The following is a 25,566-nucleotide window of genomic DNA, read 5'->3' as shown; positions in this document are numbered from 1 at the left end:
CGGCTATGCTCGATGGGCTGAATCCGCAGCAACTGGAGGTCGCGCAGGCGCGGCGACATTGTCTGGCCGTCGCCTGTCCGGGCGCGGGCAAGACGAAGACCATCGCGGCCAAAGCAGCGGCATTGCTCGCGGAGCCTGGCGCGCGCGTGGGGGCCGTGACGTTCAGCAAGGACGCTGCGATCGAGTTGCGGGATCGCATCCTCAAGCTTGCGGGCCCGGGTGCGAAAACTCGCCTCGTGGCGGGTACATTCCATTCGCTCGGATTCCGGCAGATCCAGAAGCCGGGGCGCAAACGCGATATCGCGTCCGACGGCGACCGGACCGGACTGCTGATTCGCGTGCTCGCGGAAACGGGCCTGAACTGGAAAGTCGAGGAAGCCGTCCCGGTCATCGAGCAGTTGAAGACGGGTATCACGCACGCGATCGACGGCTCGCCCGAGGCAATCCTGTACGCCGCCTACGAGGAGGCGCTCGCGCGCAATGACAAGATCGACTTCCAGGACATGCTGCGGTTGTCGATCGCAGGCATGGAGTCGGGCGACATCGAACCTTACGCGTTCACCCATCTGCTCGTTGACGAGTTCCAGGATACCGACCCACTACAGTATCGCTGGGTCGAACTGCACGCACAGGCTGGGGCCTGCGTAACTGTCGTCGGAGACGATGACCAGAGCATCTACGGCTTCCGTGCTGCGATGGGTTACCGTGGCATGGAGGGCTTCGCCTCGAAGTTCGAAGCGCAACGCGTTATTCTCGACAGCAACTACCGGTGCCGCGCTGAAATTCTCTCGGCCGCGGACCGGTTGATCCAGCACAACACGGACCGCATCGCGAAGATCCTCTACGCGGATAGAGGCGAGGGCGGCACGATCGTCGCGCGGCGTTTTAACGACGAGTATGACGACGCGGCGGCCGCCGTCGAAACGCTGCAACCGCAGCTGCGAGCGGGCCAAACGTGCGCGATCCTCGCGCGCACAAACCGCGTACTGGATGCGATTGAGTCGGTGTGCCGGTCTCACGGCGTGAAATACTACCGAGCGTCCGGACGCTCGGTCCTGGATCAGCCCGAGGGCGCGCTCATGTGCAACCTCCTGCAGATCGTGCAGCGCGTGAAGCTTAATGGTCTGGATGCTGTGCTTGGCTATGCCGGCATGAGCACGCGCGACCTGACCGCGCTACACAACGCCATGGGCGCGACGCTCCTGCAAAAGCAGAAGAAAGACCTTCTCGCCCTTGGCCTGAGCGAGGACACCGCGACGGCGTATCGCGCGTTCATGAAGCGGCTGGCGGAATGGCAGTCGCTTTGCGAGCGGCAGTTCCATTCGCTGACGCTTGAAGGTGTACGCGAGTGGATGATGACGTACGTGCGCAAGGAAACGGCTGAGCGAGCCGTACAGGCTACTTACGACGTGATATCGCGCCTGAATGGCACGTTCGCGGAGCGCATCGAATTCCTGAGACGAGCGAACAACGAGCCCGCGAAAGACGCGCTGGTGCTCACGACGATGCACAGTTCGAAAGGGCTGGAATGGGATCATGTGTGGATCACACGGGCCGAAGAGAATATCGTCCCGGATCTGAAAAGTCCGGAGTCGGAAGAGCGGCGGCTTTTTTACGTCGCAATGACACGCGCGAGGGAAACCCTAGTGATTTCCTCTATCCGAAAGAATTCACCCACGCGATTCATTCATGAGTCACAGGTGAGGGAGGCCCCTTTCATTCTCTAGGCGCGAAATCGTTCCAGGAGCAACTGTTTATGCCCCGGCCTTTTGAAGGTACCTCCCGGGCGTGCTTCCGACCATTTTCCGGAAGAAGGCGATGAATACGCTATTGCTGGAGAATTTCAGTTCTGCCGCGACATGAGAGATGCTCTGACCTGTGGCAAGGAGTTCAATGGCTCTCATTACGCGCCATTGTTGCCGCCATTGATGGTAAGTCATACCGGTTTCTTTCTGGAAAATTCGCGTGATTGTCTTGCCCGTTGCCCCGGCTTCGCGTTCAAGGACCTTCAGTTCCGGGGGTACCCGGTTGCCTTTTGTGATTGAGCGGGCAACCCGACGGTCCTTTGGCAACACTAGCAACATGGGCTCAAGCTTCGAGTTGCGAATCTCGTCGATACACAATCCAAGTATATGGGTGTGGCGGCCATCGGCCCACTCCTGCTCAAAATCCGAGTTTGCGATGGCCTCCAGTACAGCTTCCAGTAGCGGGCTGACCGCAATCACGCGCACGTCTGCCGGCAACGTGGCACAGATGTCCTCACGGAGATAGACCGACCGGTACTCGACAGCACTGCGGATCTGCACACGATGCGTGACGCGAGGGGGAATCCAGGCTGCGCGGGACGGCGGTAACAGGCAGAGGCAATTGGCTAGCGTGATGCGAACGCATCCATGGCGCGTATAAAGGAGCTGCGCCTTGCGGTGAGAGTGTATGCCCGAGTCGTGATGGGACAGGACGGTCGCGAGGCCGATCACCTCTGACGTGTATGCATCGGGATCGAAACGGGACGTTTCTTCAAGCCATGCCATCGAGAGATTGTCCAACTTTACACATTTAATGTCCATACATCGATGCCGGGAATCCGTTCGGCACTCGACAATGCAGTTTTCGGTTCATGGTACCAACGATGAAAAACTCGGGGCTTCTTTCTCTTGCGATCGCTTTGCTCATGTTTCCACAGTTTGCACAGGCTCTGTACAGTCCGGCGCTTGAGGATCTCGCGCGGACGTTCGCCGTGTCCGCTGCGAGCGCAGCGCAGGTATCGGTTACGTACTTTCTTTGCTTCGCGGCGGGCGTCGTCGTATGGGGACTCGCATGCGACAGGATCGGGCGCAGGCCAGCCATGATTCTGGGTTTGTTAACTTATACGGCAGGTTGTAGCGGGGCGCTCATGGTCACTTCTTTCACTGCTCTGCTGTTCACCCAAGGGGTTGCTTCGGCCGGCGCCGCGGTGGGATCTGTGGTAACCCAGACTGTCCTGCGCGACCGTTTTTCGGGCAGTGAACTGGCGAAGGCGTTTGCCGTAGCTGGAACGGCCGCGGCTGCCTGTCCAGCTGTGGGGCTAATCGTCGGCGCCGCTTCCGTGCGGGGATTCGGCTACAAAGGAGCACTGTTCTCGCTGCTCGGACTGGCGCTCGCGCTTCTCTGCTGGTGCGCGTTGGTGCTTCCGGAGACACGCCCGTCAGGCAATGTGGCGTCGTCCTTTCGCACGACCTGCCGGGCCATGCTTTCAGATGTCGAACTCTGGCGCTCGGCGTTACTTGTTGCCGCGTTCAACGTTGCGCTGCTTAGCTACTATGCGCTTGGCCCATTTATCTTCCAGCGGCTGCATCGAGGCGGGTTGCCCTATGGATATAGCGGCGTGTTGATGGCCGTGGGATCTTCCGCGGGCACCTGGCTAAATAAAAGACTGGTGCATCGAGGGGTTGCCACCATGCGGATTGTCGGTCGCGCCGCGATGCTGACGTTGCTCGCGGGTATTGGCGTCCAGTTGCTGGATGGGACTCTCTGGTTTTTGTTGCCGGCAACGCTGGTAACGGTGGCATTTGGCGTTGCGATTCCCAACGTGCTTGGCGAGGCGCTGAACGGTTATCAGGATCTGGTTGGCACAGCCGGCGCAGTTTTTGGGCTTATATACTATCTGTTGATCGGCATGGGAATGGCGTTGGCAGTGGCCACGCAGTCATATGGAATGGTCCTTATCGGATGCGCAGTTATGGCTGCGTTTTTATGCAGAATGAGGCGACCTATTGACCGGACTTTCACGCAGAGTTGAGCGACCACAGCGAGAGGCGGCTCTACTGCATTTATGCAGATGGGTAGGGCTGCTCGTTCGGTGGCGATTGCAAGGTTCCGGCACATGCTGTCCAGAGAATGCAACGCTGAGCAGGCTGACTGCGATCGTAGCCGGCCTCGTTCGCTGGATAAATTGCGCATCCTGCAGCTTCGTCGCTATCTCGTCTTTGTTTGACCGACGCCTTAAGGAGAAAAGAAGAAGTGATTGAGCTTCTCCACAAAGAGTTCCGGTTTCTCAAGATCGATGACGTGACCTGAATCGATTTTCACATACTGTCCATGCGTCAACAGGGACGCTGCTCGCAGCGCTTCCTCTTCGCTCATGGCACCGTTGAGTGTACCGTCGGGCAGTGCGGAAGTATTGGCCTGCATGAGCAGGACCGGGCAGGTAACTTTCTGCAATGCGTGCGCATGGTCAAAGTCCTGATTCCAGGTGCCATCGTAAAAGGCCGCGCCGAAGCGTGGATCGTATCGATCGAGACCTCGCAACATCATACGGACGGTGTCGTCCTTGATGAGTGCAATCTCTGGCGGTCGGCCCGGGTTTTTTCTTCGGTAGCCCTGTATCGCGCGCGTCAGGATGAAGGGCGTCCCCGGACCGACATTTTTCCGGAAGAAAGGTGCATTTTCGTGTATCCAGTACAGCAGAAAATCGTCCGGATGATCGTGCGCGGCGGCGGTATAACTCGTTCTGAACGCGCGATAAGCGATGGTCTGCTTGATGCGGGGATATTCAGAGGAGAATAAGGGCGGGTCTTCCAGGACTACAGCCCTAACCAGTTTGGGGCGATACGCAGCAAGCCATGTGGCCAGGAGGCCTCCCGAAGAATTACCGGTGATAAAGACCGGCTTGCCTATGTCGTGTTCGATAAAGTCGCCGAGATCGGCGCCGATCTGGTTGGCCGTCATCGGATAATTGGCGGGCGTTTTCGTTTGACCGTGTCCCGGGTAATCAATGTCGAAGACGTGAAAAGTCTTGGCGAGGGCTGGAAGTACGCGACTGTAACTGAACCAGTCGAGCAGCTGCGCGTGAAGCAGCACGAGCGGTGGGCCGTTGTCGGGTCCTTCGACATAGCTAAGGGTGACGTTATTGACCTGGGTGGTCTTGTGGACGTAGCCGGCGGCTTTCACCTGCTCGTGCCACGATGCGTCCCGCGATGGCACCAGCCCCGACGGTCCTGCGATGGCAACCGCTGGCGTGAGAAGAATGCCTTTGATCAGGACGGTCAGGGCAAGCGTTTTTGTGTATAAACGCCGGCAAAGGCGCGTCGGCTCGAAATGCATGGGATATCCGCTCGTTGTGTCGATTCCAATATAATGAGCAATGCTCGGTTTTCATACTCGCTTTACGAGCGCGGTTTAATCTTTCAAAGCCCACCACGTAAATGTCTGATCTGAAGAGGAAAATTCCCCGACAGTCTCGCGCACGGAAAACGCTGGAAACGTTGCTCGAAGCAACTGCTCAGATTTTGGCCACCGAAGGGAGCGAACGCCTTACGACCAACTATGTTGCGCAAAAGGCCGGGTATTCGATTGGCACCGTTTACCAGTACTTTCCGAATCGGGAAGCGATCGTGCTTGGTTTGATCGAACGTCAACGCGAGCAGGTGCGCCAACAAATAGCGATTGTCCTGGATGTTGAGGGCGACGCAACGCCGGAAAGACAGATCCGCAGCATCATTCAGGTACTGCATCGGGCGTTTGCCCGGCATCGCTTGCCAGAGCGCCGGCTCGTTCAGGCGCTCACCCGGCATGCGTTGGCAAACGGGCTCCCCGCGGTTCCTGATACGGCCGTTCAGGCAATTCTTGAAGTTTGGCAAGGAAGAGGCGCAGATGCGCGGCCGCTCGACGAAAGCGAAGTCTTTGTTCTGTCCGGTGGGCTCGTCGAGACGTTGCGTCGTGCGACGCTACAGGGCTTTACTCGACTAGGCACAGAGCAGTTCGAAGACGCGCTCGCGCGAATGGTGATGGGATTTTTGAACGCCTCTACGCCGATGTTCGCGGATGTTGAGCATGGTAAGTAGCCGCGGCCTTTCTGGTCATGGCTGACCTTTTCGGCGGCTGATTATGTCTCTAGTTCGCAGAGACAGCAAAGGGCGCCCGCGAGCTTGCTAACGCGGTAACGGTAGCCTTTCCGCATTCGAACGATCCGTGCCTTATCATGCTGGCATGGGCCAATGCCGGTCCGTGGCACCAAAGGCCGGTTATGTATCCGAGAGTACCTGCGTCTTGAACCCTGAAATTAACCCCGGGCTGGATCTGTTCGAATGGCTCGATGACGCGTACCTCATCGCCGATATGACATGGCGCGCCGTCGCACTTAACCGTGCCTTCGTCCGCTGGTGTGGAACACCCGCCCCGGGAAACGGTGGGTCGGTCATCTCCGGCGTCTGTTGGTCAATTTCGGGGCCGGATGATGAGGTCCGCGAAACGTGGATACGCGCAGCGTTGGCGCGCGTCACCCGGGACGAAGCACTCACGTCCCCTTTTTTCCGTTACGAGGCGGTATCGGCAGGGCAAATCCCGGCTTCGCGATATCTGAAAATCCGGGTATCGATGATCGGCCCGATCGGCTCCCCGGCCCGGTTTGCCTTGTGCGTTTCCGACGTGACCCGCGAGGCGGAGGCCCGGATCGAGGAAAGGCGGGAGAAGGCGCTGCTTCGCTCCCAGGCGCAACTGCGGCAGGTGATTTCAGAGGAGGCGGGCCAGAAACTGGCCGAAAGCCGCGAACTGCTTGAGAGTGCCCTGTCGTTTGCCCGGGTGGGTGCGTGGGAACTCGACTTTTCGACCGGTGCCATTTCGTGCACCGACCAGTGCAAACTCAACATGGGGATCCGTCGGGAAGACCCGTTGACGGAACAGAGCCTGTTCAACGAGATCATGCATCCGGACGACCGCGAGCGGGTGCGCGCGGAGCTGGCCGATGCGATAGGACACCGACGTACCTACGAGGCAGAGTACCGCATCGTTTATCCGGCGGGCAGGTGGGTTCTGGCGGGAGGCAGCACGCGTTACGACGGACAGGGCAGGCCGGTGCGCATGCTGGGATTTTCGCTGGACATTACTGCCCGGAAGATGGGAGAGCTGGAGCACCAGCGGCTTGCGGGTGTCGAGCGCGAGGCACGGGAGGAAAGCGAACGATCCTCGATCGCCAAGGACCATTTTCTTGCCGCGGTCACGCACGAGCTTCGCTCGCCCATCGGCGTGATCCTGAACTGGGCGGAAATGTTGCAGCGTTTCTCCACGCGCCTTGATGCTGTTACCGTCGGCGGAACGATCCAGAGAAGTGCGCGGCAACTGTCGATGATGGTCGACGACCTTCTCGACACGGGCGCGATCGTGTCGGGCAAGCTTTCCATCGATCCCGTCGAATTTTCACTGGACGCGCTGGTAGGCGATATTGCTGACGGGTTGCGCTTTGACGCGCAGCGCAAGGGTCTTCAGCTTGAGGTGACGGCCCGTGAGCCGGTCCGCGTGCGGGCCGACGAAGCGCGCATCCGGCAGATTGTGTGGAACCTGGCAGGAAATGCCATCAAGTTCTGTGAGTCGGGCGGTATCACGATGACACTGACCCGCCAGGCAGGCTGGGCAGTGCTGCAGGTGAGCGATACCGGCTGCGGTATTTCCGCCAATGCGATGGAAAAAATCTTCGACCGTTTCGAGCAGGTCAACGCTGGCCATGCGGGGCGCGTAGGCGGACTGGGACTCGGACTGTGGCTGGCCAAAACGCTGACGGAGCGACATGGCGGCGACATCGCAGTTCGCAGCGATGGCGCCGGGCAGGGCGCGACGTTCACGGTCCGGCTTCCGGCCCTGGAGACGTAACCCGCACGCCTGCCGTTACTCGCCGGCGAGAAATCCCCTTGGCCGCAGCGTATTGTGGTCAATCCAGAAAGCACCCATGTCGCCTATGGCCTCCATGAAGTCGTCAAACTTCAGGGGCTTCACGACATACGCGTTCACGCCCAGATCGTAACTGCGCAGCAGATCAGCCTCATGCCGGGAAGACGTCAGCATGACGAGTGGAATGCCACGTAGTGCCGGGTCGCCCTTGACCTGTTCGATGACCTCGTGCCCATCGAGTCGGGGAAGCTTCTTGTCGAGGATCACCAGGACCGGATGCTCGTCTTCGCGATCGGCCCATTTCCCGGCACGGCGCAGGAATTCCATGGCTTGAACGCCGTCACGAGCGACATGAACGGGATTGCGGATGCCTCCGCGCTCCAGGGCAATCAACGTCAGCTCGATGTCGTTTTCGCTGTCCTCGACAAGGAGAATGGGGTGGCGGATGCCTGTCATTAAATTGCCTGCCATTGTTTAACGGGTGACGGACGCGTGCGCGGCAACGTGCGGGACAGGTTGCACAGATTCTGGGGCACGATTGACGATATTTTGCCTCATCTGCCGGATTCCTCAAAAACCCGTGCAACAGACGTCCGGCGGGCCTTTCCTCATCTGGATATCCGGCCGCCGCGCACCGTGAGCAGGTTCACAATCGCGGATATGTGGCATACCGATTGCGGAAAATGCGTCACGGCCTTTTATGCCACGCCGACCTGAGCGGACAGCAAACGCCTGCATGGCAGCTGGCCGCAGGGATCTGGCATTTCTTTGGATAACGAAACATCCAGGAGCGGGTGCCGTGGCGAATCTGTTGATCGTTGATGACGACCTGGAAAATCTTCTGCCACTGGCTCTCGCTCTCGAAGGCGACGGCCACCGGGTGAGCATGACCGATGATTCGAGACGGGCGGCAGAGATCGTTCATCGCGACGCCATCGAGTGTGTCATCACGGATTACCAGATGCCGTACGTCGACGGCGTGCAGTTGTGCTGCGCCTTGCGCTCCCATCCATCGCTTGCCGGCATTCCACTGTTCCTCCTCTCTGCTGCCGTGGAACCCGATGACTGTCCGCATTGCTGGACGCGGTTCTTTCGCAAGCCGATAGTGGTCAACGAATTGCTGGAAGCCGTTTCAGCGCTGTTGGCGGTGCGTCTCGCCGCGCCGACGCGCGCGACGCAACATGGCCCAATTTGCAGGCAGGCAATTTTGCGGTGTGAGCTTACCGCCGCCTCTCACTGGACGGCAATCAACGCTGCGTGCTGGCCATGATGACCCGCATGCAAACGAGAACGTCTGGCCTCCCGGTTGGGAGCTTTTTGGGGGTGTCGAGGTCACGGCTGCGCCGGTATTTCCGGCCCCGGCGCATGGCGATTTTTTTTCTCCCTGAGCGATTCAGGACCTGATCATAGGTCGACAGGCGGATTGCCGGCTTCGGCGTCGCGCCCCGGCAGAGCCCCGGTGGCGAGCCAGTACGGTCGCCGGTCATAGTGCTCGTGCAACTGCGCGCCCCAGGAGGGATCGGCCATGGTAGGCCAGTGATCCTTGTCGAAGCCCGGGTCATCCTTGATACGCTGGGCCGAAATCCCTACCCGGAAGCATTTTTCGCTGGTATCGAGGGTCAGCGCATTCCACGGGATGGCGTGAAGGGTCGCGCCCACGCCGAGAAAGCCTCCCTCGGCGAGCACAGCATAGGCGATGTGTCCGCCACTGACGTCCAGCATGATCGATGAAATCTTGCCAACGTGCTCGCCGTCTGCCGAAAAGACCCTGGTGCCGTCGAGCGTTCCTGCGGCCATGATCTCGGGACCCGGGCCTTGGCCCGCTCCGTTGCCAATGATTTGCGCCCCGGGTGTACCCGGTTGGGGGTCAACGATAGCCATGTTCGGTTCCTCCGTATGTCGAACTACCTTGAGAGCTGCGACAGCCCACACACGGGGCGTGCCGGGTTGTGAGTTGGGTACATTGGCGGCCACCATTCATGAAGGCCATGCTGTGAAGGATTCCGGCTGTACGGCCCAACCGTTTTCATCGCACGTTAAACTGGAACGTCCGACGGTCTTCTGACGCAAAACACCTGGATTACACAATGACCCGACGCGTTGACGTTTCCGTCACATCTGACGTGCCACCGAGCCCAGGCTATGCGAGGGTCGCTTCGGCACGCCAGCAGACGCGGCCCACTCAGTCGCAAGAAATGGAACAGGTGATCGCAGCGCACGACTGGAGTACGAGTCCGCTTGGTTTTCCGGATACCTGGGCTCCTGAATTTCGCACGATCGTGCAACTGATGATGGATTCTCATGTCCCGATGTGGGCTGCGTGGGGAACTTCACTTTGTATGGTCTACAACACGCCGTACGTGTCGATGCTTGGAGGAAAACATCCAAAATCACTCGGGAGTCCGCTAAAGATCGTCTGGGGTGAGATCTGGGCCGACGTCGGTGCGCTCGTCCAGACCGCACTGGATGGGCACCCTGTATATCGGGAAGATCTGCCCCTTGTGATCGACCGCTCTGGGCAAGCGGAACAGACATGGTTTTCCTTCTCCTATTCACCCCTGCGCGATCAGACCGGCGCGATTCAAGGGTTAGTCTGCACGGTGTGGGAGGCTACCGACAAGATGCTTGCTCAGCGGCGGCTGCGGGAAAACGAAGCCCAGTTGCGGGCGCTCACGCTGGCGAGTTCCAACGCGATCTACCGGTTGAGCGCTGACTGGGGTGAACTGCGCGAGCTCAAGGGGCGTGGCTTCGTCAGCGATGCCAGGGCAGACTGTGCGTGGTTCGACAGCTATGTGCCGCCGGCGGAGCGCCAACGCGTTCGCTCAGCGATCGACGAGGCGGTACAGACACAAGGTTCCTTTGAACTGGAACACCGGGTGATTCGTGCGGATGGTTCATTGGGGTGGGCGCTTTCGCGGGCGGTCCCGATCTGCGATGCTGATGGCAAAGTCGTCGAATGGTTCGGTACCGCGACCGATATCACGGTACAGAAAGATGCCGAACGAAGCCTGATCGAGGCGGACCGCATGAAGGACCGCTTTCTCGCCATGCTCGCGCACGAACTGCGCAATCCCCTCGCCCCGATCCGCAACGGCTTGCGATTGCTCAGAACGCTAGCAGTCGGTGAAAAGGCCAGCAGCATTGTGACGATGATGGAGCGTCAGGTCACGCATCTCGTTCGCCTCGTTGACGACCTGATGGACGTGGCGCGAATCAGTACGGGCAGTCTTGAACTTCGTCGGGCAGACGTCGATCTGGCCGAAACGTTGAAATCGGCATTTGATCTCAGCCGGCCTGCGATCGAGAAGGGCAGCCACGAACTTCAGATCCGCTTCCCCGCAGAGCCGCTCTGGGTAAACGGAGACGAGGTACGACTGACGCAGGTGTTTTCCAACCTGCTCAACAATGCCGCAAAGTACTCGCCCGAAGCGGGGCTCATCGATCTGTCGATGCAGCGAGTGGGCGACAGGGCGGTCGTGCGCGTCGTCGACAGGGGCATAGGCATCGCGCCCGCCGACGTTGGCCGGCTGTTTGCCTTGTTCACGCGTCTTGAGCCCGCTTCGGTGCACAGCGAAGGACTTGGCGTCGGACTCGCGTTGGCCCGCAAGCTCGTCGAATTGCACGCTGGAGCGATTGCGGTGACAAGCGAGGGTCCCGGCAAGGGCAGTTGTTTTACCGTCACACTACCGCTCATCACGGCCCCGGGGAGAAAAGGGGCTCCGCGTGCCCGTAGGACATTTTCTTGTATGGGATTGAAGGTTCTCATCGTCGACGATAACCGCGACTCGGCCGACAGTCTTGGCGCACTTGTCGAACTCGCGGGGGGCAACGCCCACGTGTTTTACTCGGGCGCAGACGCGCTGGACGCGGTCGACGGGATCGCACCCGCGCTCGCGCTGGTGGACATAGGGATGCCCGGCATGGACGGCCATGCCGTGGCCCGAGAACTCCGTGCGAGGACCACGCAGGCGGGGGTGTGGCTGGTAGCGATAACGGGCTGGGGGCAGGCTGAGGATTATCAGCGTACGAAGGCCGCAGGCTTCGACGAGCACCTGGTCAAGCCCGTTGATCCCGCGAGCCTTGAGGACCTGCTGGAGCGCGTCGCGAGGATGGGTGGCGCGAGTGAGGCCTTTCGAGGGCTGAAAGCCTGAACCTTTCCGGATCTCGAGACTAAACGGCGCTGGCAGGCCGCGAGAGATGCTGAACGTTGGATGGCGTCGGGTCGGCGGAAGCCGTAGCGGTGTTCTCGATCACCAGTTCGCGACCGACCCGCTTGAGTTGTCCGTCGAGTGATGCGGATGGTCCGAGTCTGATGGAGCCACAGTAAAAAATGTTTCCCTTTACGCGCCCGTTGATTTCCAGCGATCCTCGCGCGTGCAGATCGCCTTCGACAGTGCCGTCGACGCGCACGTGTTCACCCTCGACCTGTCCCTTGACCAGACCACCCTGACCGATGTGTAGCAGGCCCTCGTTGGCAATCAGGTTGCCGTCGACGATGCCGAACAGGCTCAAACCATGATCCAGAATGAGATTGCCCTCGATCATGGCGCCCGGCGCCAGCAGCGTAACGTTGAGCTGGTTCTTCATTCGCGTATGCCTCAGAAAAGTTGGACGTCGCCGCCGCGGGTTGCGGGGGCGAGAGGTTTGGTCTGTACCGTCTTGCCGTCGGCGGTTGACTGCTGCGACTCATGCGCGGTCGACGGGACGCGATGCGCCGTGCGACGAACGGGCAGCTGCGCCGGCGCCGGTGATGGCGAGCCGGATGCGGTTCGTGCCGACGTGGCCGGCTCAACGCTACTGTTATCCGCCGCTTTCGCATGCGGATCCGCTGCTGCCGACGCCGACGCCGACGCGGACGCGGACGCGGGTTGCGACACGGCGAGCGCGTCCGGGTGCTGGACGCTGTGCTGGCGGATCGGCGAAGCGGCCACGCGCTGCTCGTCGATAGCGGCAACGGTAACCGTTGGTGTCGAGCCGGAGCGAGAGGCGGAAGTCGATGCGGCCGTAGCTGCCTGATGCGTCAGTTGAGACGGATCAATGGCGGTCAGTCCGCTGGCGCGTGCCGGGGGCTGGTCAAAATCCCCTTGCGTTAGCGCGTCGGCGTCGCTCACGGGATTTTCACCGGCCGCGCTGGGCGTCGCAATCGACGCCGCTGGTTTCGTCGCCGCGTCATGCGGTTGAACGTGAGCGGTATTGCCCCCCAGTCCGTAGAGCTTCGCGGCTCCCATACCGATCGCTGCACAGACAACGGTGCCACCAATCACCATCAGTGCGCTGCGCCCCACCTTCCCTCGCGCGTCCCAGACTCGCCGGACTCCGGACGGGCGAATCGCGGCATCGTGTGCGAGCAGCAATGGGGCGGGGCGCGAACGGACCTGCGCCTCAAGGTCAATGGTGACGGGCACGCGCGCATAGCGCGCGTGCAGGTCCTGGATTTCGCGGAGATCGATCTCCATGCTTGTTCTCCTCACGGTGGTTAGGGGCGAGCGTATCCGGCCAGCAACGAAGTCAAGCTGGCGAACATGACGGGCATGGCGGACGTATCGGTATTCAGCCGTCGCGGCGTTCGCCACCGGCCTCGTATTCTTCGTTGTCGGGAATACACACCTGAACGATGTGCTTGAGCTTTTTCTCGGCGTTCGCGAGCATGGCAGCGGTCCGTTCGGCGCTGAGCTTGCCTTCGCGGTTGGCTTCGGCAGCGCGCTTGAACAGTCGCTCATATTGCGACAGGCAGCGGACCAGCTGGCCAGCGAGGGGACGTTTCACCTCCAGCCCGATGCTTTCCGACGGCCAGGGCATCTGGCGTGCACCGAGCTGCTCGACCCAGTCGATGGCCATCCGGAACCATTCACTGGTTTCACGCATGGCAGCGTCGAGAGCCTGCAGTTTGCCTCCCCGCGCGACCGAGATCTTGCTCGCGCAGAAGTTGTAATCAGACCGGACAAACGTGCGCGTGAAGAGGGAGCAATACTGCAATGTCGTGAGGTGCTCCGCTTCGGCGATGATCTTCGCGTAGCGCGTGTCGCTCGTTAGACGCTCGATGGGCTTGAGCCCGGTGCCCGACGGCACTGCAGTGAGGTTGGCGGGCGCGTCGGGCGTCCCGCCATGCGCCGGCCCGCCGGGACGATCGTCCGGCAGCGGCGCCGTTTCAAGTACGGCGGCCATGATGTGTTTTGCGGTGTGGTCTCTCTCGGATGCCATTGTCAACGGTATTCGTCGGACGAGAATGGGCAAAAGCTGCACGATATCGGTCATCATTCCGGGCGCAGCAGGGGCGTTTTTCGCTGATACTGACTTCATTGCTCGCGTCTACCGACGCATCGACCTCGACTCCGTAGCCCGGAGTCCGTCTACTGCCCCAAGCCATGCCCTCGCGGCATGCTCCGACCAGCTGGCCCTGGTGTGGAATCTCTCTTGTGCTGAGCGTCTCGCCACGCGCTCCCCTTCAGTCAGTCGTGATACTCGTTGCCGGTCGCATTCATTTGCGCCGCGACATCGTTCGAGGCCCTGTCATTCGGGTGTTCTCTCTCAAGGCGCCAGCCTGGGCAGAGCGATCGAAGTGGACTGACCCGTGATCCTGCGGCGAAAACTGGATGTTTTCGAAAAAGGGCTGTCCTGCGCGACGTGACCATGTCGCGCCGGGAACGACTTTCCGTTCCCCGCTATGAGCCCAACGGCTCCCTGTGCGCCACGTCCCCGAAAGGGACGTGGCGTGCGGGTCATCTCCATCCGGTTCCAGAAAACGCGTTCCTCCACAGCGAGGTACGCGTTTTTTTTCGTCCTGTGTTTTTTCATTCCCTTCCCGGAGGCGCCTCATGCTTCTCTCCAGTTCCGTTGACCAGCGCATCGCCGACACGATCAGCCGCACGATCGAAAGCGAGCGCGCCACAAACGACACCACGACGCCCACCTGGCGCGCGCGCTGTGAGGTCGCGCAGATCGCGATGCTTGCCGACAGCGAGCGTCGTGTCGTTCTTTCCCACATCGCCACGCACCGCGGTGAGGCCGCAGCATCGAACCTGGCGCAGTCGGCCAGCCAGATGCGCACCTCGGCGATCTTTATCCTTGCGAGAAAACCATCATGAACGCTGTCATCAGCATGAACGGTGCGCCCGTGCGGAGCATCGTCGAGGAGCGCGCCCCGCGGCCGCCCGTCATTGGGCGTATCCGGCCCGGCATCAAGGTGCTCACGTCGGTCGCGCGCAAGAACGAACGTGCCGCGAAGCTGTACGACGAACTGCTCGCCGCCGGCGAGTCGTTTGAGCGGATCGGCGAGGAGATCGAGCGCCGCTGCAACGTCCGCAATGCGCTCGCACCACGCAACGTGCCGTATTTCACCTGCCGGCGTTCCGATTTCACGAATCCCGAGATCGCCGACGAAATCCTGCGGCTGTACGGCGAAGACCGCGGGGACGGGCTAAGGCTCTACCGCTTCCCGGTTACCTTTGCCTTCAACGACTGGATGGCCAACATCCCGAACGAGATGGCGACGTGGGGCACGACGGGACGCAAGTATTTCTCTGAATACGGCCCGGACGGCACGCGCTTCTGCAAGCTGTATGCGAAGCCGGAGCGCGACCCGCGGGCACAGCGGGCGCAGCGCAACTTTGGCCCCCGCCAGAGCGTACTGCGCGTGGACGATGCGATACCCGATGGCGTCTGCAATCCCGAGCGGTGTCCGCAGTACCAGTCGCGGCAATGCAATCTCTCCGCACGCTTCGTCTTTGCGGTACCGGAGATCAAGGGGCTGGGACTCATCGAGCTGCCGACCAACTCGATCTACGTGCTGCAGAAAGCATATTCGGCGATGCAGACCGTTGCGCTTGCGCGCGGCCGGCTCACCGGCACGCGATTCACGCTCTCCAAGCGCGAATTCGAGATCACGCGGATCAACGAAACGGGCGATCCGGTACGGCAGGCGCAGATGCTCACTGTGCTCGACGCGGAGATCGATATCAGCGCACTGCTCGACGGCGCCGACGATCATCCCCCGGCGCTGGAAGCGGCAACGCACGCCTCGGCATTGCTTGAGGGCAGCGGCAACGTTCACACGCTGCGTCCGGCCATGTCCGGAAGCGTTGGAGAGGCGGTGTCTCAGGGCGTTGGCGATTCACATGCCGACGACGCAGAGCGTGAGCCCATGCCGCATGAGGAAACGCTGGAAGAAAAGCGCGACCGCATGTCCGATCTGCTGAACCGCCTCGGCCTGAACGCAGAGACGCGCCAGCGGGATTTCCGCTGTTACGCGCATGCGAAGTTCGGTCGCGGCTGGACGCAGCGTACTGCCGACGTTGACAGCATGAACACGACCCTCGCCGCTGCTCTCGACGATCACACCCTGCTTGAGCGTGAGATTGCGAAAGCGGTGCGGGACGCTGTGTTCGAATAAATCCCTGCCGGCCCGACCGGTAAATCCACTGAAGGCTGCCTCCGGGCAGCCATTTTCGTTTACGGAGGTGACTTTTGAAGATTGCCCATTTTTCTGACCTGCATTACTCGCCCGAACGGCTGGACGAAGCGGATCACTGTTTCGGCTTTGCCGTCGAGGACGCGATCGCACGCAACGCGCACGTCGCAATCATCTCGGGGGACTCGACCGATCACCGGCTCGATGCACATTCGCCGGCGCTCAACGCACTCGCGCGCCGCGTTCACCGGCTCGCCGCCGCGATGCCGGTCATCATGCTCCAGGGCACGTTCTCGCACGAGCCACCCGGCACGCTCGATAACTTTGCGCTGATGGGGTCTGCGAATACGGTGTTTGTTGCCGATCGCATCCAGCAGGTGGCGTTTGCGAACGGCGGCTTTCTCGCGTCGGCGGGCCCGGTGTTCAGCGAAGAGGAACTGGCGCTCGTTGTCGCCATGCGATCCGATGCGGTATTCACCTGTGTTCCAACGATCAACAAGGGGCAGTTCGCGGCAAGCGTTGGCGCGCTCGCTGCGGCCACCGATCTTGGTGACGTGCTGGGTACGTATCTGGCCGCATCCGGCACGGTGAACACGCAGTTGCGTGAGGCAGGCATTGCGACCGTCGGCATTTCGCACGGCACCGTGGTGGGTTGTGAGACGGAGCACGGCGTCACGATGGCGGGATTCGATCATGAATTCTCGCTCTCGGCACTCTTCGACGCGCAGTGTTCTGCGTTTCTACTTGGCCACATCCACAAGCATCAGTCCTGGGAGAGCGGCGGGCGTCGCATTGCCTATCCCGGGTCGATCGGCCGTTTTCATTTCGGTGAGCAGGGGGAGAAGGGTTACCTCCTATGGGAAGTGGATACCCGTTCGGCCTCGGCCGAACTGGTGGCCACACCTGCACGCCGCATGGTGTGCATCGACTTCGACGGCCCGCCCGACATGGAGCGGCTTGCCACGCTCGCTGCGGCGTCGGGCGACGCGTTCGTTCGCATCCGCTGGCAGATCGACGAGGAACATCGTCAGGCTGTGGATCGCGGGGCAATCGAGGCATTGTTCGCCCACGCTCCTGGCGTGAAGCTCGAACCTCGCATTCTTCCGGTCGTGCGCAGCCGCGCACAGGGCATCAGTCTGGAGACGTCGGTCGAAGCGAAGCTCGCGCGCTGGTGCAGTGTGGCCAGCGTCGAATCATCGCCGCTGCTGCAACGTCTGCCGATGCTCGAGACCGGCGATGCCGCATTGATCGTAGATGCGGTGCTGGCCGGGCTTGACGGGCCGCCTGTGGCCAAGGGACTGTCGCTGGTATCCAGCGCAGCCGTCGAAGTCGAGGCGCCCTCACAGGCGTCGCCGGCACCAGTCGCGGCCGATCGTGACTGGCTAGAAGGCGATCTTTTCGCGGCGTAGCCAACACGCCGCCATCACGTGAGCGGGGCCCGTATGGTCCGCTCACGCGCGGAACACTGCCGTGTTCCGGAAGTGCGTTCGGGGTAACGCCCGCGAGCGCACTGCCGGAACAAGGTTCACCCCGCGCCCTGGCGCATCGATCGCAGCACGCACTGCATCCATTTTCTTTTGACCCTGACGGGGAGCGATCTCCCGACGGGGGCGCACTCCGTCCTTTCTATCCGGAGTGTATCCATGTTTGGTCTTTATCCCGCTGGTCCCGACTGGGTCCGGCATTTCAATGCAACGTTGTCCGCAGTCGACATCCAGCAGCTTCTCGTGAAGCATGCCGGTTTCACCGCGGCGCTTTTCCATCAGCCCTACGGGCCCGCGCGCGGCGCCGTTGTTGCTGTCCGCCACGGCTTCGTTGTGATGGTCCATGAACGTGACGCCGACGAGCTCGAACTCGTCGTCGCACCGGACGTGAAGATGACGAACCTGCTCTGGTCGCACAGCCACGGCTATGCGAGTCAGTGGTCGGCTCGTGAGATCAAGGCGCTCACCGGTTGCGAAAACTGGGAGCAGCTTCTCAAGATGGCAGGGATGCGCTTCTCCGCGGCCTGCACGGCGCTCGAGCGTGCGATTGACGGCACCATTGTGCCGCCGGCGCCTGCGCAACCAGCGGCACCGGTAGAGCGGGTTGCCACGACGGTTGCCGTTGCGCCCGTCGACCGGATCGTTTCATCGTCGTTTCCCGACGATGACGATGTGCCGTGGCTGCCCTCGGACTACCTGCATGATGATCCAGCCGGTCTGCCCGGTACGACGGACGGGGGCCTCCCATGCGACCACTGACCCTCACGCTCGAAGGCTTTCACGGCGTGCGGGACGGCATGCGTCGCGAGAGCGTCACGCTCGATCTCGAGTCGCTGCCCGTTGGCCTGATTGCCCTCAAGGGGAAAAACGGTGCGGGCAAGTCGACGCTCATGGATAACCTGCAGCCGTACCGGATCATGCCCTCGCACGCCGCGAAGCTCTCGGTCGACGCCTTCTCGTACTGGGACCACGTGAGTGGGCCTCATGCGCAGAAGATCCTCGAATGGGACCACGCCAACGTGCGTTACCGCTCGACCTTCGCCTTTCGCAAACCCGGCAAGACCAACAAGGCGGAATATTTCCTTGCGTGGCGTGATGGAGCCGGTCTCTGGCAACCGTTCACGGCGCCGGATGGTACGCGATCGGATGGGAAGGCGGACACCTACGACCGCTGCGTCGAGTCGGTGTGCGGTTCGCTCGAATCGTTTTTCACGAGCGTTTTTTCTGCCCAGAACCGGCGACCGCTTGCCTCCTACAACGCCAGCGAGATCAAGTCGCTGCTTGCAGAGCTGCTTCACATCGATCACTTGCGGGCGTTGTCGGCGAAAGCCGGCGAGGTCGCAAAGGTGCTTGGTGGCAAGCTTGACGCCATCCAGCGCGAACTCGCAGCCCTGAGCCAGAAGCGCGACACGCTGACGGCGACCGAACGCGCGATCGCAACGGATGCCGAGACGATTGCGGCTGCACGGCGCGAGCGCGAGGGCCTTCTGGCCACTGCGCAGACGCTCACGCAGCAGCGGGCAACGCTGGCAGCGAAGCAGGCGGAATCGGCCACGGTCGAGGCACGCCTTCGCGAGCTTGAGAAGCAGCGTGGCGAGATCAATGCATCGCTCTCGCGCATGGCGTCGCAGGCCGCTGAGCTTCTCAGGCACCTCGATGAACGGCGCGCAGCACTTGGAAAGAGTGTTGTCATGCACGAAGCCACGCTCTCGCAGCGCGCCAAGATCGAAGGCGCCCAGGCGCAGTGCGATCAGGCCCAGTTGATCATCGGTCGCGAAGAAGCGCGCATTCAGGCGCTCCAGAACGATATCGCGCAGCTGGAGCCGCAGCAGACTGTCCTGACTGACGCAAGTGCCGCGCTGCAAGGCGTGCACGAGCGGGGGCAGACGAAAGCGGCATTGCTGGCGACGTTGCAGCAGCAGGCAGCGGTGATCCATCAGGTGCCATGTACGGGTCATGCCATGCACGCGTCCTGCCCGTTGCTTGCCCAGGCGCGCGAGGCGTCTTCCAGGGCGGCCGAGCAGCGCGTTTCCATCGAGCAGCTTCGTGCGAACTATCGTGAGCGCAAGGCGGTCGTGGAAAAGCTGACGCCCGTCGTGGCCGGGCTTGCGCCCAAACGCGTCGCGTTGAAGGAGGCGGTCGACACGTTGTCGAAAGCACGTGGTGATCTGCAGGCGGCAACGACACTTGCGGCGCGCAAGCCGCTTCTCGAGGCGGCCGCGGGAGCGCTGTCGGAGGCGCGGACGGAGCTGGCGGGCGTGGATGCGCAACGCTCGAAGGTCACAGAGCATCGTGACGCCGAGACGAAGCGTCTGGAGAGTGCCTTGCAGGATGTCCAGACGGAAGTCTCGCGACTTTCGGCACTGGATGTCTCGGTCGCCATCGCAGGTCTGGATCGGCAGATGGTCGCGAACCGCGAGGCCAGTGCTGCGCTCGACGCACGCATCGAGGCATTGATCCGTCAGCATGCGACGCGCGAAACACAGCGCGACGCCATGACGACGGAACTTGGCGGTTTCGATGCGACCCGCTTGCGGGCTGACCTGCTGTCCGGGGAGATTGCGCACTGGAAGCTGCTCGCAAAGGGCCTCGGGAACGACGGTCTGGTTGCGTTGACGATCGACGACGCGGGCCCGGCATTGACGCAGACGGTCAATGACCTGCTGCTTGCGTGCTATGGACCGCGTTTCACGGTCGAGATCCGCACGCAGCGTGAGCTTGCAAACGGCGATCTGCGCGAAGGTTTCGAGATCCTGGTCCACGACGCCGATAACGACAGCGCCAAGGCGGTATCGGTGATGTCGGGTGGACAGAAGGTCTGGATCAACGAGTGCCTTACGCGTGGCATTGCCCTTTATCTCGCACGCCATGCCGCCCAGCCGTACGGGACCCTGTTCAGCGACGAGTCGGACGGACCGCTCGACCCTGAACGCAAGGCGCAGTTCATGAAGATGAAGCGCGAAGTGCTCCGACAGGGGGGCTACGAGCGTGAATTCTTCATTTCACAGACACTCGACCTCCTGCTCGAAGCCGATGCGGTTATCGACGTTGAAGCGATGGCTGGTTGATTTTTTTTAACCCTTGCGGGGAGCGATTCCCCGCGAGGGGCGCTCTTCGTCTTCTCTCTGGAGAGCAACCATGTTTCAGATGCATTCTTCGGTTGTCCGCTCGACCACGCATGCGGTGCGTGAGGCCATGCCTCGTTGTGGTCGAGAGCACGAGTACATGCTCAACGGCTCGCGTCTGCGCGACGTGCTCGTTGAGGGCCGCTGGATTACGGTGAACGTCAGCGAGCCGCCGGCACCGCACATCGCAACGTGAACTGTTCAATGCCGCCGTACCTGGGCGGTCTTCTATACGGGCTAACACCGGACACGTTGATCAGGCGACGACTTGTCCCCCGGCATGGGGTACGGGCCGTCGTCGATCATGTGAACTGCCATTCCAGCAAAGGAGGTACAGATGCGAAGGCAGATCGTTATCGCAACCGTCGCGGCGTCGATCGTCGCTGCGGCCTGTCTGTGCGCACTCTCTGCTTATGCTGACACGCGCAATCTTTGCAGCATGTCTCCGGCGCGCGGTCTCACGCCGCTACCGGGTTAAATCGCACGCAACGGTCAACGTCGTGTCGTTCCCGACCGTCCTGCAATGAAGAAGCCCGCGACGTCTCCGACGTCGCGGGCTTTATTTTTTGAGCTTGCGCCGCCGGCGTGCTCCACCTGTCAATGAGCGACAACCAGACCGGCAAGCTTGTCAGCGCAATGCGGCAGCTACCTCGCCGGACAGGGCTGCGGCCGTTGCGTGCACGGTGTCGACGCGCACCCGTCCTGCAACAAGGTTGGCCGGGCTAATCTCGATGCGTTCGATGTGCTGGCCACCGCGCGTCCGATGCGGTGTGGCTTTATACCGGTTGCCACGCTCGAGATAGTCGTGAATGTCCGGCTGCATCTCGTACTCAAATGAACCGGAGTCGTCGGTTGCGACAAGCCGTAGCGCGCCAAGTGGCAGGCCGCGGACGTCATTGTCGAGCACGCGGTTGACCACCTGGTCGCGCGCGCTTGCCGCCGCGACGGGACTGGGGAACTCGACGAGGTTTTGCCGCAGTTCGATGATAGCCAGCCACGGTTCTCGAGCAGTGAACACCACGCGGTATTCCATGGTGCTCGGACGGCCCGTCTCGCCGGGATAGACGATGGGGAAGAAAGAACTTCGATACGACATGGGATGCTCCTTGGAGATTACCGCCACAGCGACGGCTAGTCCAGGCTACAGAGCGTGCCGCAAAGTCAAGCCAGACGGCTGACACAGGATCTGACGGTTTTGAATATATTTCGTGCAACTAACCGTCAAGCGTGGTGTCGTCTGGAAAAAGATAAGGATCTTCGCGGGAACCACGACCGCCTAAAAATTCGCCTCCAAGGTTTCGGACAGCGCACGCGCGTGCCTCGCGCTGCCACCGGACGACGTGGTTGCATCGCCTGGGCGATAATCAGGAACGCTAGCGAGGGGAGCGATCACGATGACCAACAAGCCGGTTTGCCGCCCCCCCTGGTCGGATCGACGCGCGTGTGCTGCGCAGATGCTGGCATCAGGAATCAGTCTGAAGCGGGTTTCACAGGAGCTCATGCTAAGTCCGGCCACCGCGCGGCGCTATCGTGCTGCGTTTGAAAGCGGGGGCGTGCAGGCACTGATGGAGCTTGGAGACGTGGGTCGCCGCCGTCAGCTTCCTGCTGAAGCGTTGGCACGGATCTCCAGAGCATTGAAGATGGCACCTGAACATCAAGGCTTGCCTGGCGATCACTGGACGAATGAGCTAATTCGTTACTTCATTGAGCGGGAGTTTCACATTCGCTATTCGTCCTCACACATCAATCGCCTGATTCGTGATCTTGGCTGGCGACAGTGACTGTGGGCGGCGGGGCCGGGTGGTCGATAGAACCCGGACGCGCCGCCGAGGCACGACGGTTGCTTTCCGTTACACCGGGATTCGGAGTTTGTCGTAAGAAGCCCCTCTGCCCGGGAAACTGGAATATTGCGATGGTGCATGAACGGAGATCCAGATGTTAAGCGCTGTGTATATCAGCGAAGTATCAGAAGGACTGCGCGCCTCCGATATCGAGCAGTTGGTGGCGGATTCACAACGGCTGAACAGTGCCCGGGGAATTTCGGGATTTCTGGTCCGCGCGGGACCAAACTTTATCCAGTATCTGGAGGGCGACCGTGCGCGCGTGGCCGCTCTGTTGCGGCGCATGGAAACCGATCCCCGGCATCGCGCGATGAAGATTCTCGCCATCGAAACCATTGGTGTGCGCCGCTTCGACGGGTGGTCGATGCGTTATTTCTACGGCGAGAAAGACGGCTCTGTGCGTCTGGAATCGTTCTTGCACCACTGGTCCGGCGACGATGCGGCGTTAATCAATACCGTGGTCAGGATATGTTCTGCATCGCAACGGCATTCGCATGATGAACAGCCGGCCATTCCCATTGGCTCGTTCAGCGTACTGCTCAAGGACTGTTAGCCAAATCCTCGTTGAAACATCCTATGCTCGTCGTTCAGCGCGGCGGCAGCACCGGCCAGATCACGGAGCCGAGCCGAGCATCGTCCCGCGGCAGCGTTTTACGCCACAATAGCATCGATATGCCGCCACAGATTTTCGCGTCCTGGGCTTTGGAAGTTCCAGCGCATAATCGATGAACAGTTCCTCGCTAGGCTTGATTGCGCGGTTTGCGTCGAAATAGACGCGGCCGGCTTCTTCGACCGCCGAGCAATTGGCAACGCACGCGTGGTTGAACCAGCGTGCACTGTTGCCCCCTCGCGCGCCGTCGATAACGCGGCCATCAGCCAGCCCGAAAAGAAACGTGTGTCCGTCCTCTGCTCTCTGCGCGCAGTAGTGCGCGGCCTCACTCCAGGATGTCACCAACCCCTTGTATTCGACTATCCGTTCGCCCGCTGGAATGGGGCGAAGCGCAAAGACGCCTCTGCCGTGGATTGGCGAGCGACATACAACAAATCGTTTCATGGTTCGATAGGGCGTGGGGAGAGGCGGCGAGTATAGCGCCTGCCCTGTACGCTGCAACGCTGCAACGACACCGGTTTGAACGTCTAGCAGGCTGTTGAAATACCCTCTGCGGGGGTCATCCGTGCGCAAGGGAGAAACGTTGATTCAAGGAATCGAACGACACTGAGACTGAAACGATGCGCGGAGCGGACGGCTACACCGAATCGATGTTCACGATGTCCAAGCTGGACGACTTCGTTCCGGCCAATCATCCGCTTCGACCGATTCGCTTGTGGCTGAACGAGGCGCTCGCCCGCATGGATACGGTCTTTTCTCGCATGTACGAGAGCGATGCGAGGGACGGTCGTCCGAGCATTGCGCCAGAGAAGCTGGTTCGCGCCCTGCTGTTGCAAGTGCTGTATTCGATTCGAAGCGAACGCATGTTGATGGAGCAAATCTCCTACAACATGTTGTTTCGATGGTTCGTCGGACTGGCAATGGACGATGCGGTTTGGGACCACTCCACCTTCAGCAAGAACCGCGACCGGCTGATAGTCCATGATGTCATTGTCAGTCTGTTCAACGAGACGGTCGAGACGGCGCGCGTGCGCGGGCACCTGTCGGGCGAGCATTTCAGCGTCGACGGCACGCTCATTCAGGCTTGGGCGGGACACAAGAGCTTTGTGCCTAAGACGAAGCCGGATGACGACTCGCCGCCTGACGGCGGCGCCGGCTCTCAGGAAAACTGGCGCGGCGAGAAGCGCAGCAACGACACCCATGAATCGAGCACGGACAATCAGGCGCGACTGTTCCGCAAGAGTCGTGGTACGGGCGCGGTGCTTTGCTACATGGGCCACGTGCTGACCGATAACCGGCACGGCCTCGTAGTGAACGCACAGGTCACACAGGCCAACGGCACCGCCGAGCGGGATGCGGCCGCAGAGATGCTTGCAGATGCTGCGCGATTTGCCGGTGCGTCCATTACGGTCGGTGCTGACAAGAACTACGACACGGCCGCCTTCGTGGCAACGTGCCGCGCGAACAATGTGACACCGCATGTAGCGCAAAACGATGCACGCGCGGGCGGTTCCGCGATTGACGCTCGAACGACGCGATGGCCTGGCTATGCAATCAGTCAGTGCAAACGCAAACGCATCGAGCAGGTGTTTAGGTGGGGCAAGACCGTCGGCGGGATTCGGCAGGCGATGTATCGAGGTCTGAGGCGAATCGACCAGCTTTTTCTGCTGACTCAGGCAGCGTACAACTTGACCCGCATGCGAACCCTTGCTGCTCGGGCAGCTTGAAAGCGTCAGTGAGAAGTAAAGCGGCATCGGCAGCACCTGAATCAAGGAACGTCGGCATCGATTCATTCCGAACACCGCATCGCGCCAGCTCTTCCGAATAAGCGAGCGCGCGTTCACAAAAGGATATTTCAACAGCCTGCTAGAGCGCCGGCGTCGAATCTGAAGCCTCGAAGAAATTCCGAGACGACCTGCGATGGCAAGTATTCGACGTGGACGCGATCATCACGTGCGACGGGACTTGTAATTGCCGCGACGAAGCTATTCAGGAAGCTCAACGCGAGGGTTGCATCGCGCGTGGCTTCCGCAAATATCCCTGGCACGGCCGGTATGCTACGAAGATCAAGGATCCTCGCATCGCGAAGAGTGGTCCAGCAGCCGACCCGAGCCGAGGTGGCTCGCGTTTCCTTCGTTGCGCCTGCCGCAGACGAGGCGAGATACATCATCGGAATGCCAGCAGGGTTCATGCGATTGCTCTGATTGGCAAATTCCTCGGGTGGTGGGCCAAAGTCAGTCCATACGACCTTCTTGCCTTTTTTGATGTCCGTTCTGGCGCGCCAAAGCAATGTCTCACTGGGCAGTGTGTTGACGAGTCCCATTCGCTCTGACATTGTCGCGATTTCGTGAAGGAGGGCGCCGCATGAGTAGGAGTCCCTATCGTCGTCCGTGCCACCTAGGTGCGCAAAGAAAAACCGTCGTCGATGCTTGACGACTTCGCAGAAGCGCGCCCAGCT

The 25,566-nt window shown here is 61.0% G+C and carries 25 protein-coding genes; 15 read left to right on the top strand and 10 right to left on the bottom strand.

What is annotated here, in order from left to right:
* The first annotated feature begins 5 nt into the window (after window positions 1-5).
* Window positions 6-1,727: an ATP-dependent helicase gene (locus tag U5805_RS23950; protein WP_322105994.1), complete on the top strand. Its 1,722-nt coding sequence runs from the start codon at window positions 6-8 to the stop codon at window positions 1,725-1,727.
* A 27-nt stretch (window positions 1,728-1,754) separates the two neighbouring features.
* Here U5805_RS23950 and U5805_RS23945 read toward each other — a convergent pair whose 3' ends face one another.
* Complete coding sequence (locus U5805_RS23945) at window positions 1,755-2,546, bottom strand: helix-turn-helix transcriptional regulator (protein ID WP_322105993.1); 792 nt, start codon at window positions 2,544-2,546, stop codon at window positions 1,755-1,757.
* Between the two features lie 83 nt (window positions 2,547-2,629).
* Between U5805_RS23945 and U5805_RS23940 the strand changes: the two genes are divergently transcribed.
* Window positions 2,630-3,778 carry an MFS transporter gene (locus U5805_RS23940; RefSeq protein WP_322105992.1) on the top strand — a complete coding sequence of 383 codons (1,149 nt, stop codon included), beginning with the start codon at window positions 2,630-2,632 and terminating at the stop codon, window positions 3,776-3,778.
* 203 nt (window positions 3,779-3,981) lie between these two features.
* Here the strand turns inward: U5805_RS23940 and U5805_RS23935 are convergent, their stop codons facing one another.
* Complete coding sequence (locus U5805_RS23935) at window positions 3,982-5,082, bottom strand: alpha/beta hydrolase (RefSeq protein WP_322105991.1); 1,101 nt, start codon at window positions 5,080-5,082, stop codon at window positions 3,982-3,984.
* 101 nt (window positions 5,083-5,183) lie between these two features.
* Between U5805_RS23935 and U5805_RS23930 the strand changes: the two genes are divergently transcribed.
* Together U5805_RS23930 and U5805_RS23925 are read left to right on the top strand one after the other, a co-directional pair.
* Window positions 5,184-5,822, top strand: coding sequence for a TetR/AcrR family transcriptional regulator (locus U5805_RS23930; protein ID WP_322105990.1), 639 nt, complete (start codon window positions 5,184-5,186; stop codon window positions 5,820-5,822).
* A gap of 205 nt (window positions 5,823-6,027) precedes the next feature.
* Window positions 6,028-7,623, top strand: a complete 1,596-nt coding sequence (locus U5805_RS23925; RefSeq protein ID WP_322105989.1) for a sensor histidine kinase — start codon at window positions 6,028-6,030, stop codon at window positions 7,621-7,623.
* Window positions 7,624-7,638: 15 nt separating this feature from the next.
* Here the strand turns inward: U5805_RS23925 and U5805_RS23920 are convergent, their stop codons facing one another.
* The gene (locus U5805_RS23920; RefSeq protein ID WP_322106043.1) at window positions 7,639-8,088 is read right to left on the bottom strand and encodes a response regulator; all 450 of its coding nucleotides are present in this window, start codon (window positions 8,086-8,088) and stop codon (window positions 7,639-7,641) included.
* A gap of 352 nt (window positions 8,089-8,440) precedes the next feature.
* On the opposite strand from U5805_RS23920, the gene U5805_RS23915 reads away from it, so the two are divergent.
* On the top strand, window positions 8,441-8,911 hold the full coding sequence (locus tag U5805_RS23915) for a response regulator (protein WP_322105988.1): 471 nt from the start codon (window positions 8,441-8,443) through the stop codon (window positions 8,909-8,911).
* 134 nt (window positions 8,912-9,045) lie between these two features.
* Here the strand turns inward: U5805_RS23915 and U5805_RS23910 are convergent, their stop codons facing one another.
* A complete protein-coding gene (locus U5805_RS23910; RefSeq protein WP_322105987.1) occupies window positions 9,046-9,522 on the bottom strand; it encodes a PRC-barrel domain-containing protein in 477 nt (158 codons plus the stop codon).
* Window positions 9,523-9,836: 314 nt separating this feature from the next.
* On the opposite strand from U5805_RS23910, the gene U5805_RS23905 reads away from it, so the two are divergent.
* On the top strand, window positions 9,837-11,792 hold the full coding sequence (locus U5805_RS23905; RefSeq protein ID WP_322105986.1) for an ATP-binding protein: 1,956 nt from the start codon (window positions 9,837-9,839) through the stop codon (window positions 11,790-11,792).
* A 19-nt stretch (window positions 11,793-11,811) separates the two neighbouring features.
* On the opposite strand, the gene U5805_RS23900 is transcribed toward U5805_RS23905, so the two are convergent.
* The 3 genes from U5805_RS23900 to U5805_RS23890 all read right to left on the bottom strand — a co-directional run bounded on the left by U5805_RS23900 (window position 11,812) and on the right by U5805_RS23890 (window position 13,899).
* A complete protein-coding gene (locus U5805_RS23900; RefSeq protein WP_322105985.1) occupies window positions 11,812-12,228 on the bottom strand; it encodes a polymer-forming cytoskeletal protein in 417 nt (138 codons plus the stop codon).
* Window positions 12,229-12,239: 11 nt separating this feature from the next.
* Window positions 12,240-13,097, bottom strand: a complete 858-nt coding sequence (locus U5805_RS23895) for a hypothetical protein (protein WP_322105984.1) — start codon at window positions 13,095-13,097, stop codon at window positions 12,240-12,242.
* A 94-nt stretch (window positions 13,098-13,191) separates the two neighbouring features.
* On the bottom strand, window positions 13,192-13,899 hold the full coding sequence (locus U5805_RS23890) for a DUF1845 domain-containing protein (RefSeq protein ID WP_322105983.1): 708 nt from the start codon (window positions 13,897-13,899) through the stop codon (window positions 13,192-13,194).
* 557 nt (window positions 13,900-14,456) lie between these two features.
* Here U5805_RS23890 and U5805_RS23885 point away from each other — a divergent pair.
* The 6 genes from U5805_RS23885 (at window position 14,457) to U5805_RS23860 (ending at window position 20,853) form a co-directional block, all read left to right on the top strand.
* Window positions 14,457-14,726 carry a hypothetical protein gene (locus tag U5805_RS23885; RefSeq protein WP_322105982.1) on the top strand — a complete coding sequence of 90 codons (270 nt, stop codon included), beginning with the start codon at window positions 14,457-14,459 and terminating at the stop codon, window positions 14,724-14,726.
* Entirely contained in the window at window positions 14,723-16,030 is a 1,308-nt protein-coding gene (locus tag U5805_RS23880) for a hypothetical protein (protein WP_322105981.1), read from the top strand. Before U5805_RS23885 ends, U5805_RS23880 begins: the two co-directional genes overlap by 4 nt.
* 74 nt (window positions 16,031-16,104) lie before the next feature.
* On the top strand, window positions 16,105-17,457 hold the full coding sequence (locus U5805_RS23875) for a metallophosphatase family protein (protein ID WP_322105980.1): 1,353 nt from the start codon (window positions 16,105-16,107) through the stop codon (window positions 17,455-17,457).
* A 234-nt stretch (window positions 17,458-17,691) separates the two neighbouring features.
* The gene (locus U5805_RS23870) at window positions 17,692-18,291 is read left to right on the top strand and encodes a hypothetical protein (protein ID WP_322105979.1); all 600 of its coding nucleotides are present in this window, start codon (window positions 17,692-17,694) and stop codon (window positions 18,289-18,291) included.
* Window positions 18,279-20,600 carry an SMC family ATPase gene (locus tag U5805_RS23865; protein ID WP_322105978.1) on the top strand — a complete coding sequence of 774 codons (2,322 nt, stop codon included), beginning with the start codon at window positions 18,279-18,281 and terminating at the stop codon, window positions 20,598-20,600. The genes U5805_RS23870 and U5805_RS23865 overlap by 13 nt, the downstream gene beginning before the upstream one ends.
* Before the next feature lie 70 nt (window positions 20,601-20,670).
* Window positions 20,671-20,853 carry a hypothetical protein gene (locus U5805_RS23860; protein WP_322105977.1) on the top strand — a complete coding sequence of 61 codons (183 nt, stop codon included), beginning with the start codon at window positions 20,671-20,673 and terminating at the stop codon, window positions 20,851-20,853.
* Window positions 20,854-21,285: 432 nt separating this feature from the next.
* On the opposite strand, the gene U5805_RS23855 is transcribed toward U5805_RS23860, so the two are convergent.
* Window positions 21,286-21,753: a hypothetical protein gene (locus tag U5805_RS23855; protein WP_322105976.1), complete on the bottom strand. Its 468-nt coding sequence runs from the start codon at window positions 21,751-21,753 to the stop codon at window positions 21,286-21,288.
* Window positions 21,754-22,051: 298 nt separating this feature from the next.
* On the opposite strand from U5805_RS23855, the gene U5805_RS23850 reads away from it, so the two are divergent.
* Both U5805_RS23850 and U5805_RS23845 read left to right on the top strand, forming a co-directional pair.
* On the top strand, window positions 22,052-22,438 hold the full coding sequence (locus tag U5805_RS23850) for a helix-turn-helix domain-containing protein (protein WP_322105975.1): 387 nt from the start codon (window positions 22,052-22,054) through the stop codon (window positions 22,436-22,438).
* Between the two features lie 154 nt (window positions 22,439-22,592).
* Complete coding sequence (locus U5805_RS23845) at window positions 22,593-23,051, top strand: BLUF domain-containing protein (RefSeq protein ID WP_322105974.1); 459 nt, start codon at window positions 22,593-22,595, stop codon at window positions 23,049-23,051.
* A 60-nt stretch (window positions 23,052-23,111) separates the two neighbouring features.
* On the opposite strand, the gene U5805_RS23840 is transcribed toward U5805_RS23845, so the two are convergent.
* Window positions 23,112-23,552, bottom strand: coding sequence for an SET domain-containing protein (locus U5805_RS23840; protein WP_322105973.1), 441 nt, complete (start codon window positions 23,550-23,552; stop codon window positions 23,112-23,114).
* Window positions 23,553-23,728: 176 nt separating this feature from the next.
* On the opposite strand from U5805_RS23840, the gene U5805_RS23835 reads away from it, so the two are divergent.
* Complete coding sequence (locus U5805_RS23835; protein WP_322105972.1) at window positions 23,729-24,835, top strand: IS5 family transposase; 1,107 nt, start codon at window positions 23,729-23,731, stop codon at window positions 24,833-24,835.
* A gap of 128 nt (window positions 24,836-24,963) precedes the next feature.
* Here U5805_RS23835 and U5805_RS23830 read toward each other — a convergent pair.
* Window positions 24,964-25,566, bottom strand: a 603-nt coding sequence (locus tag U5805_RS23830) for an RES family NAD+ phosphorylase (RefSeq protein WP_322105971.1), incomplete at its 5' end; no start/stop codon positions are given.

The organism is Paraburkholderia sp. J41 (assembly GCF_905220235.1).
Taxonomy (GTDB): Bacteria; Pseudomonadota; Gammaproteobacteria; order Burkholderiales; family Burkholderiaceae; genus Paraburkholderia.
This window is presented reverse-complemented; position numbering and strand designations above follow the sequence as displayed.

Excerpts from the sequence above, each read along its gene's own strand:
- U5805_RS23840 (WP_322105973.1), bottom strand. The coding sequence starts at position 23,552 with ATGAAACGATTTGTTGTATGTCGCTCGCCAATCCACGGCAGAGGCGTC.
- U5805_RS23935 (WP_322105991.1), bottom strand. The coding sequence starts at position 5,082 with ATGCATTTCGAGCCGACGCGCCTTTGCCGGCGTTTATACACAAAAACG.
- U5805_RS23950 (WP_322105994.1), top strand. The coding sequence starts at position 6 with ATGCTCGATGGGCTGAATCCGCAGCAACTGGAGGTCGCGCAGGCGCGG.
- U5805_RS23910 (WP_322105987.1), bottom strand. The coding sequence starts at position 9,522 with ATGGCTATCGTTGACCCCCAACCGGGTACACCCGGGGCGCAAATCATT.
- U5805_RS23880 (WP_322105981.1), top strand. The coding sequence starts at position 14,723 with ATGAACGCTGTCATCAGCATGAACGGTGCGCCCGTGCGGAGCATCGTC.
- U5805_RS23890 (WP_322105983.1), bottom strand. The coding sequence starts at position 13,899 with ATGATGACCGATATCGTGCAGCTTTTGCCCATTCTCGTCCGACGAATA.
- U5805_RS23870 (WP_322105979.1), top strand. The coding sequence starts at position 17,692 with ATGTTTGGTCTTTATCCCGCTGGTCCCGACTGGGTCCGGCATTTCAAT.
- U5805_RS23855 (WP_322105976.1), bottom strand. The coding sequence starts at position 21,753 with ATGTCGTATCGAAGTTCTTTCTTCCCCATCGTCTATCCCGGCGAGACG.
- U5805_RS23835 (WP_322105972.1), top strand. The coding sequence starts at position 23,729 with ATGCGCGGAGCGGACGGCTACACCGAATCGATGTTCACGATGTCCAAG.
- U5805_RS23860 (WP_322105977.1), top strand. The coding sequence starts at position 20,671 with ATGTTTCAGATGCATTCTTCGGTTGTCCGCTCGACCACGCATGCGGTG.
- U5805_RS23900 (WP_322105985.1), bottom strand. The coding sequence starts at position 12,228 with ATGAAGAACCAGCTCAACGTTACGCTGCTGGCGCCGGGCGCCATGATC.
- U5805_RS23885 (WP_322105982.1), top strand. The coding sequence starts at position 14,457 with ATGCTTCTCTCCAGTTCCGTTGACCAGCGCATCGCCGACACGATCAGC.
- U5805_RS23895 (WP_322105984.1), bottom strand. The coding sequence starts at position 13,097 with ATGGAGATCGATCTCCGCGAAATCCAGGACCTGCACGCGCGCTATGCG.
- U5805_RS23930 (WP_322105990.1), top strand. The coding sequence starts at position 5,184 with ATGTCTGATCTGAAGAGGAAAATTCCCCGACAGTCTCGCGCACGGAAA.
- U5805_RS23865 (WP_322105978.1), top strand. The coding sequence starts at position 18,279 with ATGCGACCACTGACCCTCACGCTCGAAGGCTTTCACGGCGTGCGGGAC.
- U5805_RS23940 (WP_322105992.1), top strand. The coding sequence starts at position 2,630 with ATGAAAAACTCGGGGCTTCTTTCTCTTGCGATCGCTTTGCTCATGTTT.
- U5805_RS23845 (WP_322105974.1), top strand. The coding sequence starts at position 22,593 with ATGTTAAGCGCTGTGTATATCAGCGAAGTATCAGAAGGACTGCGCGCC.
- U5805_RS23850 (WP_322105975.1), top strand. The coding sequence starts at position 22,052 with ATGACCAACAAGCCGGTTTGCCGCCCCCCCTGGTCGGATCGACGCGCG.
- U5805_RS23905 (WP_322105986.1), top strand. The coding sequence starts at position 9,837 with ATGGAACAGGTGATCGCAGCGCACGACTGGAGTACGAGTCCGCTTGGT.